Here is a 10416-nt window from a genome sequence, read left to right as displayed (position 1 = left end):
CTTCGAGGAGGCTGGGAGTCTGGCCGCCTACTATTCCAAGGGACGGGGACAGGACAAGGTGGAAATTGACTATGTTCAAAAAAAGCAGATTAAAAAGCCGGCTGGAGCCAAGCCCGGCTTTGTAGTGTACTATACCAATTATTCTCTTATGGCAGAATGCGACATTTCAGCGCTGACTTTGGTAAACGACTGATCTTTTACTTTAACAGGCGGCATTTCTTTGCCGCCTTCACCAAAAGATATCCCTTGGGGAAGCCCAAAAGCTCCTTCTGCGTAACCCCCCGAAGCACGATCAAAAGAACAAAATAGACACACGCCCCTATGCCAATAGCCGGAATCACGGAAATCCGCATGGAGCCGGTGAGCGCAAGCAGCCCCTCATAGACGCCCCAGGCTGTCCCCCCCATAAACAGGGAGGCAATCAAGGGGATCACAAAGGTTTTTAGCAGCTCCTGTCTGTAGCCCACTGCTCTCCGCACGGAAATCTGGTTTAAGATACACATGGCTCCGGAATAGACCGTATTGGCGATGGCCATGCTGTACAAATCCAAATCTGTGTAAAAGAGCAGAGCGATGGCCGCTGCCGTCTGCAGCACCAGTGCAATAGAGGCATTGACAATGGGAGCATTCACTCTTCCCAATCCCTGAAGAATGGAGCTGTTTAACGTAGAAAGCGCATAAAACACAACCGACAGCGACAGCGTCATCAGCAGTCTTGCCGCCAGATTTACAACCTCCTCGGACCTTGGAAACAAAAGATAGGTCACCGGCTTTGCAAGCACAAAAAGCCCTACCGCCGACGGAATGGAAATCAACATGGTAGATTTCACCGCCACGCCGATTTTATGCCTGGCTCCCTGGATATCCTTCGCCGCCATCAGCTGTGCCACCGAAGGGATCATGGCCGCAGCCATAGCGGAGGCAAAGGCAATGGGAATATTGGAAATGGTCATGGCCTGCCCGGAAAAAATACCCCAGTTGGAGTATAGCACCACTGTGTCCAGCTCCTTCATTGCAGGAAGGATTTTCGTGTACACTGCGTTATTCACCGTCCCGCTGAGATTGTACACGGCAGTGCTTAAAATAAAGGGCGTTACCACAGCCGTTATGGTCTTTAAAATCGCTCCGTAGGAATCTACGTGTCTGTGCCTGTCGTTCCTGATTCTGCGCTTTATGATTTTTCGGTTCAGCCCATAAATGGCCGCCATAAACAAAAGAGCTGCAAGCACTCCCATTCCCGTGCCCATAGCGCTGCCAACAGCGCCATAGGCAGCCCTCCTTACCTGTCCCTCCGTATCTGCAGGAACCTCCATCGTCCCCATAAAACCGTTAATCAGAAGATAGGCCGCGCCTATACTCACCACCGCGTTGGCTATCTGTTCCAAAATCTGGGACACCGAGGTCTGGGCCATGCTCTTATGTGCCTGAAAATATCCCCGCAGCACGCCCAGGATACCATAAACAAAAATAGTGGGAGCAAAGGTGCGCAGCACAGGGACAGCCGCTTCTTCTACAAAGATACCGGCCCCAAAAAACAAAAACAGGCTGGCTGCGGCGCCAACCACCAATACATATGCCATAGAGCACAGAAAAATCCTGTGCGCATTGCGGTACTCCCGAAGCGCAAGCTTCTGGGCGATTACCTTTGAGATGGCCGAGGGAATGCTGTAGGAGGAAATCAGCAGAATAATGGTGTAAAATCCATATGCCGCCTGGTAATATCCCAGCCCAAGCTCCCCGATGACCTCCGTCAAAGGGCTCCTGTAAAGGAGCCCTATAATCCTGCTTATGATTCCTGCAGCGGCCAGAATTCCCGCCTGCATTACAAAGTTATTTTTTCTGCCGCCGTTGTCACTCATAGTTCACACTTCTCACTTTTATCCTATCAGCCAGTCGTACATTTCCTGATACTTACGCGCAGACACCGTCCAGGAAAAATCTACCGCCATTGCGCGGTCCACAATTTTATTCCATTCGCGTTTTCTGTCATAATAAATACGTTCCGCATAGCGTATGGTGTTCAGCATCTCATGGGCATTGTAGTTGACAAAGCTGAAGCCCGTTCCCGTGTTCTCATATTCATTATACGGCTCCACCGTATCTTTTAGTCCACCTGTTTCTCTCACAATGGGAATTGTGCCATACCGAAGAGCCATCAACTGGCTCAGGCCGCAGGGCTCAAACAGGGAGGGCATCAGGAAGGCGTCACAAGAAGCATAAATCTTATGAGACAATGGATCAGAATAATAAATATTGGCAGATACCTTGTCTCCGTACTTCCAGTCAAAGTGACGGAACATATTTTCATAGCGCTCCTCACCCGTTCCCAAAACCACAAACTGAATATCGTCCTGACACAGCTCATCCATCACATAGGCAATCAAATCAAGCCCCTTCTGATCCGTAAGCCGGGAAACCAGGCCGATCATCATCTTTTTGTCGTCCTGCTTTAAGCCAAGCTCCTCCTGAAGCGCTCTCTTGTTTTTTACCTTTTCCTTTCGGAAATTCACGGCATTGTACTGTCTTGCAATATAAGGATCCGTCTCCGGATTAAAAGCGTCATAATCTATGCCGTTTACAATTCCTCTCAGAGAATTGCTTCTGGCACGCAGAAGGCCGTCCAGCCCCTCTCCATAAAAAGGTGTCTTGATCTCCTCCGCATAAGTATTGCTCACAGTGGTCACCGCATCCGCAAAAACAATGCCTCCCTTTAACAGGTTCGCATCCTTGTATGCCTCCAGCTTATCAGGGGTGAAATAGTAAGGAGGCAGTCCCGTGATGCTCTGCACTGTCTTTACATCCCATTTCCCCTGGAATTTCAGGTTGTGTATGGTGATTACTGATTTTATGTTACGGAAAAAGTCGCCGTCGTGGAAGCGTTCCTTCAAATAGACAGGAATCAGTCCCGTCTGCCAGTCGTGACAATGGATTAAATCAGGCTGGAAGCCGATAACCGGAAGCACGGAAAGCACAGCCTTTGAAAAGAAGGCAAATTTTTCGATCTCAAAGCGGACGTCGTCACAATAGGGCTTGAATCCGCCAAAATAGCCTTCATTGTCAATAAAGTAATAGTGTACGCCATCCTCTTGGGCCTCAAAAATTCCTACATACACGCTCTTCCAGTTGAAATCCAGATAAAAATTTGTGACGTACCTCAGTTTGTCCTTCATTTCCTGTTTCATACAGGTATATTTGGGAAGAATGACCCTGACGTCAAAATACTCCTTATCTATATATTTTGGCAGGGAACCAACTACGTCGGCCAAACCGCCCGTCTTAATGAAAGGAACTCCCTCCGATGCAGCAAAAAGAATTTTCTTCATTCCAAACCCTCCGCACAAATAGCTTCTTTCCGGCACTCCAAAATCCGCCGCCGCTTCGCACCGGCGCGCTGCTTACGCAGCTTTTGATTTTGTCGCCTTTCCCGTTCCGGTACTCCAAAATCCGCCGCCGCTTCGCACCGGCGCGCTGCTTACGCAGCTTCTGATTTTGTCGCCTTTCCCGTTCCGGTACTCCAAAATCCGCCGCCGCTTCGCACCGGCGCGCTGCTTACGCAGCTTTTGATTTTGTCGTCTTTCCCGTTCCGGTACTCCAAAATCCGCCGCCGCTTCGCATCGGCGCGCTGCTTACGCAGCTTCTGATTTTGTCGTTATCCTATCGGAGGAAAACAAATGGATGCTTCGCATCCGCTTGTTTTCCTTCCGATAGGATACATTATACACTATATTTTGTTTGGTGGAAAGGGGTTTGTTTATTTTTAGGAGCGGTAGGATAGTCTGATTTTGTCTGCTATCAGTGCTATAAACTCGGAATTTGTGGGTTTGCCTTTTCCGGTATCTATGGTATATCCAAACAGTGCGTCCAGGGTTTCCATTCTTCCTCTGCTCCATGCCACCTCAATGGCATGGCGGATAGCTCTCTCCACCCGGCTGGGCGTGGTCTGAAAGCGTTTTGCTATGGTGGGATAAAGAATTTTGGTTATGGAGCTGATCATGGCCGGGTCCTCCACCGACATCATGATGGCTTCCCGCAGATATTGATATCCTTTGATATGAGCAGGTACGCCGATCTCATGAATCATGTTGGTTACATCCTGTTCCAGGTCCCGTATATTTACATTTTGCTTCTGTGTCTTTGAAGTCTGAATCTGCGCCGTGCTGCTTTTTGTGGAGGGAACGGTAATCATGATTTGAAACTCTTTGTCCGCATTCATCAAGTCTCCCAGGATTTTGTATACTTTTTCATTATCCTTCGTAGTTGTAATGTTTAACTGTTCCATTAAACTACCTCCCATGCCTAAAAATCTTAAATTTCGTACCTTCCTATTATAAATTGATATTGTTTGCAACATCAACTGCAATTCATCGCAAAATCCGCCCAGCTTCAGCAAAAGGAGCAATAAAACGTGTCCGTCCTGCTTCTTTTCCTAAATATCGTCAAAATCTTTTCTGCCGTCTCTGACTCCGGAAGCTTCCAGGCAAAAAAAGCTGATGCTTTCTTCAGCCATAATGCCGGAGAATTCATCAGCCCCTTAATCATTTTCAGCGCAGAACCCCTTGCCCACAGCAAAGGCATTTGTCTGCAGCAGTCCATTATTTTTTGTTTGCCGCGATGTTATGCAGAGCGTCCATGATGGCCTTCTTCACAGCTTCATCCTGCTCTGCGGCCATTCTGTGCTGCAGATAGGTCTTGGCATATTCTGATCCCAGATTTCCCAACGCCTTCGCCGCTTCCATACGAATCTGAGGCTCTGCATTATCAATCATTCCGGCGATACTGTTCACGCTGTCCTCATCCCGGATTTCGCTGAGCGCTTCCAGTGCAGCCACCACCACTTCCGTCTCGGAAGAGCTTAGAAATTTGATAATCTTGTCCGATTTCTTTTTTTCTGCAAATTTGTGAATTTTTTCTATTGTATGCGCATTATCCATACAAGCATTCCTTCTTTCTGTTCCGGCATCCACTCTCCGGGTAATATTTATTCTACTTTTAATAATAGTACATACTTTTCTTAAATTCAATGTAGGGAATCTTAAACAAATCTAAAATTTTCATAACCTGACAGAGAAGATTATTTTTTCTTTTGGGAATTGTGCGGCTTTCCAAAATGAGCTATACTAAGGGGTATCCGGCCCGTTTGGGGGCCAGGTCAGGAGGTAACCATATGACAAAACAGGAAATCAGCGAGATCAAGAAGCTTTTCACGCAAAAGAATTGTTCTATCACCCGCATCTGCGGCTGCTATGTGGACGGTGAAAAAAACAAGAAAACAGAATTAAAGCAAGCTTTTCTTGCATTGCCCGAGGAAGAGATGTTTAAATATTTTGAAATTCTGAGAAAGAATTTTTCCGGAACCCTGGGAAAAAATCTGCTCACGCTGGACTTTCCTCTCCACAGCGAAAGCGAAGGGGGAACACAGGAATTTTTGCTTCGCCTGAGAGACAGCAAGCTGAAGGACGAGGCCCTTTTGGAGGAGTTTTACGATAAAATCATTGCATCTTACGAATATGTGGGCAACTATCTGATTCTTATCATCCACGACGTGTACGATGTACCCGGCAAGACCCTGGACGGCATAGAGCTTGAGGACGGCTCTGATGAGGTATATGAATACATACTGGCATGTATTTGTCCCGTAAATCTGTCCAAGCCGGGCTTAAGCTACAATGCCGTAGACAACACCTTTCAAAACCGCATTCGCGACTGGGTGGTGGGAATGCCTGAAACCGGCTTCCTTTTCCCCGCCTTCAACGACAGAGGGGCAGACCTGCACAGCACCCTTTACTATTCCAGGAATTCCGAGGAGCTGAGAGAAAGCTTTGTAGAACAGCTTCTGGGCTGTCCCCTTCCTCTTCCCGCCGGAGAACAAAAGGAGACCTTCCAGACCCTGGTTCAGGAAACCCTGGGCGAAACCTGTGATATTGAGGCAGTGAAAAACATTCACGAAAAGCTGAACGAAATGTCACAGGAGCACAAGGAAGAACCAGAGCCTTTGGTTCTTGACAAAAATGAGGTAAAGACCTTGTTTGCAAGCAGCGGCGTGTCCAATGAAAAGCTGGAGGAATTTGACCGGCATTTCGACGAAACCACCGGCGGGCAGACCGCCCTTTTGGTTGATAACGTAATCAATTCCCGTTCCTTTGAGGTGAAAACCCCCGATGTGGTGATCAAAGTAAACCCGGAGCGCACAGATTTGATTGAAACCCGGACGATTAACGGCAGGCCATGCCTTGTGATTGAGCTTGGAGGCAATATTGAAGTAAACGGCATTTCTGTCCGCGCTGTTTTGGAAGAAGCGCCGGAGGCTTTGGCATAACCTGCCAAAGCCCCATCTCAGCAAAGCATATTTCCGACTTCCTCTGCATTCCTGCGTTCCTGCATCCCTGCATTTTCTTAATCAGATACAGACTCCAAAATCATTCCGATTCCCTGTTCCAAAGTCTCCCTGTCCAAGGCGGACATGGCCCGGGCAACTGCATTTCCCTGAGCATCAATAAAGTATGTGGTTGGAATTGCCATAACGCCGTATGCAATGGCCCCCTGGGACTCAGTATCATAATAGACAGGAAAAGAATACCCCTGCTCCTCCACAAATTCCGCCGCCGTCTCTAAGGTCTCCCGGGAGCCGTCTGTGAGATTTATCATCATAAACTGGACTTCCTCTCCATATTCCGCATATGCGGCGTCAAAGTCAGGCATTTCGCTTTTACAGGGACCGCACCAGCTGGCCCAGAAGTTCAGCACCACCGGCTTTCCCTGAAAATCCGACAGCTTTACCTCGTTTCCCTGGGCATCCAGTACCGTGAAGTCCGGTGCAGCCACACCAGAGCCTTGTGCGGTGTCCTCTGTCTCTTCCCCGGAGGCCGTCTGCTGCCCCGCCTGTGCATTCTCTCCCGCATCCGTTTCTTCCGCTGCGCCTTCCTCCACAGCCCCCAGCATGTCCGGCTGCCGGTTCTTTGCCAGAAACTGATATAAAATCATGGCTCCTGCCAAAAGCAGCACCAAGGCTGCCAGAAGCGCAACAAATCCCTTTTTGTTTTTCATAATCCCTCCTAACTCAAAAACGCCAGCAGCCTTCCCATCAGCCCTGTCATCATGGAAATACCCACCACAATCAACAGTCCGCCGCAGATCAGATTGATTATTTTATAGTTTCTCTTAATAAAGTCAAATGTACTCTTCAATTTATCAATCAAAAGTGCGCTGATCAAAAAAGGCAGTCCCAGTCCCAGAGAGTAGCACAAGAGCATCAGCATGCCCGTGGCCACATGTCCCTGCTGGGAGGCAAGCATCAGCGCCGAGCCCAGAAAAGCGCCCACACAGGGCGTCCAGCCCAGGGAAAATACAATTCCGAACAAGGCGGCAGAAAAAAAGCCCATATTTTCTGTATTGACGCTCCGTCTGTTTCCCCGAAACAGATTGATTTTGATCACCCCGAGAAAATGCAGGCCGAAAAACACAACAATCAAGCCTGACACAATGTTGACAGCCGTCTGATATTCTCTCAAAAAGCTTCCCACGGTTCCCGCAAGCGCCCCCATTGCCACAAAGACCACCGTAAAGCCGAGCACAAAGCCCAGGGCCCCTGTCAGTGTCTTTTTTGTGCTGCGCTCTCCCCCTCCTGCAAAAAAGGAAATGTAAATGGGAAGCATAGGCAGCAGACAGGGGGATATAAAAGTAATAATCCCTTCCAAAAATGATATGAAATACTGCATAGCAAAATATCCTCCTATCAAAAGTCCCCTACATTATATCATATTACTCTCTTGATTTCTCCCATTTATTCCTTTATGAATTTTGAATCCGAATCGGGAATCCCTTCGTTGTCCGAAACATATCTTTCCGCCCTCATGTGAAGGTCGTATTTTTCCCGAAGGGCGGCAATGGTTCCCATCATGGGAGAGGCATGATGGATGTCAAGGGACTCTTGATCCTTCCAGCTGTCAATCAGCAGAACCGTTTCCGGGTCGTTCATCGGGAAAAAGTAGTCGTATTTTTCATTTCCAGCTTCCGCACGAATCAGGTCGGCTGTCCCGCTGCGCTCCATCTCCTCGGCGAATTTGCGGGAGCTGCCATCCTTTCCGGTATAATAGAGATTCATGGTAATACTCATTGTACTTTCCTCACTTCCTTTATTTCTTTACATCCAGCAGCTTAACGCCTTCTTCCGGATTACGATCGATTGCGCCGACGATCCTATGGGGTACATATGGCTCTTCCAGACAGGCGATGTCACGCCTTTCGCCCACTCCCATGCCAGAGCGATTTGCTGCATTTTGACACCGTACTTTTGTGCAAGAGCATGGACTCTGCGGACAATCTCCATATCCTGCTCTTTTGTACTGTCATATTTCCCCATGGCCGCCCGGTCGGTTTTGCTGCGGATGGAGTCAGATTTCCACTCCGGCCGGGCCAGATGCCCTGCCGCCAATGGACTGTAAGGCATGAGGGAAACATTCATCTGGCGGCAGATAGGGATCAGCTCCCGCTCATCCTCCCGGTAGAGGAGATTGTAATGATTCTCCATTGCCACAAACTGCACCCAGCCATTGTCTCTTGCAGCAAGCTGCATATTGTAGAACTGATAGCCGTACATAGCGGATGCACCGATAGCACGAACCTTCCCGGCTGCCACCAGATCGTTCAACGCTTTCATTGTTTCCTCAATGGGAGTATCATAGTCAAACCGATGGATAATGTACAAATCAAGATAATCCGTGCCAAGCCGTTTCAGGCTTCCGTCAATCTCGCGGTGGATGGCCTCTGCAGAGAGACGTCCGGGATTAAAGTAAACTTTTGATGCAATGACCACTTTATCTCTTGCTATATTTTTCTTGATTGCCCGGCCTGAATATTCCTCGCTGGTGCCCTCCGAATAGCCATTAGCAGTGTCGAAGAAGTTGATGCCCAGGTCTAAGGCGTGTTTACGATTTTCTCCGTCTCGGTCTCGTCCACTGTCCAGTCGTGGAGCGTCCCGGCCTTTCCAAAGCTCATGCAGCCTACGCAGAGCCTCGATACTTCAATATCTGTGTTTCCTAATTTCGCATATTCCATATTTGCTGATGCCTCCTTAGCTTTCCGGCAGTAACTGCCGGATGCAGTGATATGCCAATTCATAAATCGTCATCTGCGCAGAGGGAATTCCCACCTGTTCCATAACAGAAAGCTGCTTCCCAGTGGGATGGGCATACGCATAAATCCCATAGAGAAATGGGAAAAAAACATAACGGAAATCACGCTTTTCCGTTTCTTCCATGCCGGGCCGATAAGCTTCCAGGCAGTGGTCAATGGCAGTCATGGCACGATAAAAAGCACGCTTGTACTCCATGAGCCGTTCTTCCCGGCTGTTTTCCTCAATCTCATACAGGTTCATGGTCTGAATCTTCAGCATAGTCTCCTGATCCTCCAGAGTGTGCGCCAGCACCTGCGCAAATTCATCCCGGTTCCAGGGTCCGCCGAAGCCCACCTTTTTCAGCTTTTCCGTCCATCGGTCATATTCTCGGGTCAGGAGGGCAAGAAAAATCTCTTCCTTTGTCTCAAAGTAGTTGTAGATCGACGGCCGGGAGAAGCTGGTTTCTGTACTGATGTCCTTGATGGTCACTTCCCGAAACCCCTTGGTGCGATAAAGGATTTCGCAGGCATCTATGATTTCGTTTTTTCTCTGGACAATCAGCTCCAATGATTCCTTTGTCATATCGTTCTCCCCCAAGGCGCCAGGTCCGGCCTGATACGCTTCATCGTTTCTCCTTGAAAGAAAGGCATTTTCCAAGGACATCTCCCGTTTCCAGATACTCATAGGTGGGAAACTCAAGCTTGCCGTCCTTCATTGCCCGATGTCTGACACCGTGTCAATGATATTATTATACCGCTTCTCTGACACTGTGTCAATAATTATTTCCGCAGATCAGGACAAGTGATTTCTCGGCAAATGCCTTGCAGGTACACGGGCTTCGCCGTATAAAGGAAGAAAAACAGAACCGGGGATTTAAGCAAGCTCAAATTCCCGGTTCTGTTTTTTCCTTTGCACGGCTCATGCCTTACGTGAAAGCTGCTGACGGGAATCGGACCCGTGACCTCCGCACTACCAATGCGACGCTCTACCGACTGAGCCACAGCAGCAATTATAAAACAACAAAAAGCACCCGCCAAAGCTGCTGACGGGAATCGGACCCGTGACCTCCGCACTACCAATGCGACGCTCTACCGACTGAGCCACAGCAGCATTCACGGTGACTGACAGGCAATCACCGTGTTACATTCTATCAAAAGACCTGACGTTTGTCAACAAAAAATTACGCCGGTTTACACTTTTTGAATTTTGTCAATAGTTTTGCGACACTTTTTTAAATTTCATGCCGTGATTTTCTCCAATTCCTCTTCAAACAATTCCTTGGATGTCTTAAAGCCTAAAATGCC

General features: G+C 48.4%; 10 protein-coding genes, 2 tRNA genes and 2 pseudogenes. 2 read left to right on the top strand and 12 right to left on the bottom strand.

Annotated elements, in window-relative coordinates; all coding sequences use genetic code 11:
- Positions 1-193 (top strand): annotated as a pseudogene (locus SHK35_RS13645) (hypothetical protein); the annotation flags it as partial.
- Between the two features lie 4 nt (positions 194-197).
- On the opposite strand, the gene SHK35_RS13640 reads toward SHK35_RS13645, so the two are convergent.
- The 4 genes and pseudogenes from SHK35_RS13640 to SHK35_RS13625 all read right to left on the bottom strand — a co-directional run bounded on the left by SHK35_RS13640 (position 198) and on the right by SHK35_RS13625 (position 4931).
- Entirely contained in the window at positions 198-1859 is a 1662-nt protein-coding gene (locus SHK35_RS13640; protein WP_318710188.1) for a putative polysaccharide biosynthesis protein, read from the bottom strand.
- An 18-nt stretch (positions 1860-1877) separates the two neighbouring features.
- Complete coding sequence (gene glgA, locus SHK35_RS13635) at positions 1878-3323, bottom strand: glycogen synthase GlgA (protein ID WP_318702845.1); 1446 nt, start codon at positions 3321-3323, stop codon at positions 1878-1880.
- Positions 3324-3757: 434 nt separating this feature from the next.
- Positions 3758-4102 (bottom strand): annotated as a pseudogene (locus SHK35_RS13630) (sporulation initiation factor Spo0A C-terminal domain-containing protein); the annotation flags it as partial.
- Between the two features lie 490 nt (positions 4103-4592).
- Positions 4593-4931: a HEAT repeat domain-containing protein gene (locus SHK35_RS13625; protein WP_318710187.1), complete on the bottom strand. Its 339-nt coding sequence runs from the start codon at positions 4929-4931 to the stop codon at positions 4593-4595.
- A 233-nt stretch (positions 4932-5164) separates the two neighbouring features.
- On the opposite strand from SHK35_RS13625, the gene SHK35_RS13620 reads away from it, so the two are divergent.
- Positions 5165-6316 (top strand): DUF4317 domain-containing protein, encoded by a 1152-nt coding sequence (locus tag SHK35_RS13620; RefSeq protein ID WP_318710186.1) that lies wholly within the window; start codon positions 5165-5167, stop codon positions 6314-6316.
- Positions 6317-6393: 77 nt separating this feature from the next.
- Here the strand turns inward: SHK35_RS13620 and SHK35_RS13615 are convergent, their stop codons facing one another.
- The 8 genes from SHK35_RS13615 to SHK35_RS13585 form a co-directional block, all read right to left on the bottom strand.
- On the bottom strand, positions 6394-7044 hold the full coding sequence (locus SHK35_RS13615) for a TlpA family protein disulfide reductase (protein WP_318702841.1): 651 nt from the start codon (positions 7042-7044) through the stop codon (positions 6394-6396).
- An 8-nt stretch (positions 7045-7052) separates the two neighbouring features.
- On the bottom strand, positions 7053-7715 hold the full coding sequence (locus SHK35_RS13610; protein WP_318702840.1) for a cytochrome c biogenesis CcdA family protein: 663 nt from the start codon (positions 7713-7715) through the stop codon (positions 7053-7055).
- Between the two features lie 65 nt (positions 7716-7780).
- A complete protein-coding gene (locus tag SHK35_RS13605) occupies positions 7781-8113 on the bottom strand; it encodes a putative quinol monooxygenase (RefSeq protein WP_318702838.1) in 333 nt (110 codons plus the stop codon).
- A gap of 27 nt (positions 8114-8140) precedes the next feature.
- A complete protein-coding gene (locus SHK35_RS13600; RefSeq protein ID WP_330638268.1) occupies positions 8141-8905 on the bottom strand; it encodes an aldo/keto reductase in 765 nt (254 codons plus the stop codon).
- An 8-nt stretch (positions 8906-8913) separates the two neighbouring features.
- On the bottom strand, positions 8914-9054 hold the full coding sequence (locus tag SHK35_RS14155; protein ID WP_330638266.1) for a hypothetical protein: 141 nt from the start codon (positions 9052-9054) through the stop codon (positions 8914-8916).
- A 16-nt stretch (positions 9055-9070) separates the two neighbouring features.
- Positions 9071-9796: a TetR family transcriptional regulator gene (locus SHK35_RS13595; protein ID WP_318702837.1), complete on the bottom strand. Its 726-nt coding sequence runs from the start codon at positions 9794-9796 to the stop codon at positions 9071-9073.
- 250 nt (positions 9797-10046) lie between these two features.
- Positions 10047-10119: transfer RNA gene (locus SHK35_RS13590), tRNA-Thr, on the bottom strand.
- A gap of 30 nt (positions 10120-10149) precedes the next feature.
- Positions 10150-10222 (bottom strand) — tRNA-Thr (locus tag SHK35_RS13585).
- Between the last annotated feature and the right edge of the window lie 194 nt (positions 10223-10416).

Origin of the sequence: Candidatus Acetatifactor stercoripullorum (genome assembly GCF_944382095.1) — a bacterium.
Lineage (GTDB): Bacteria > Bacillota > Clostridia > Lachnospirales > Lachnospiraceae > Acetatifactor > Acetatifactor stercoripullorum.
This window is presented reverse-complemented; position numbering and strand designations above follow the sequence as displayed.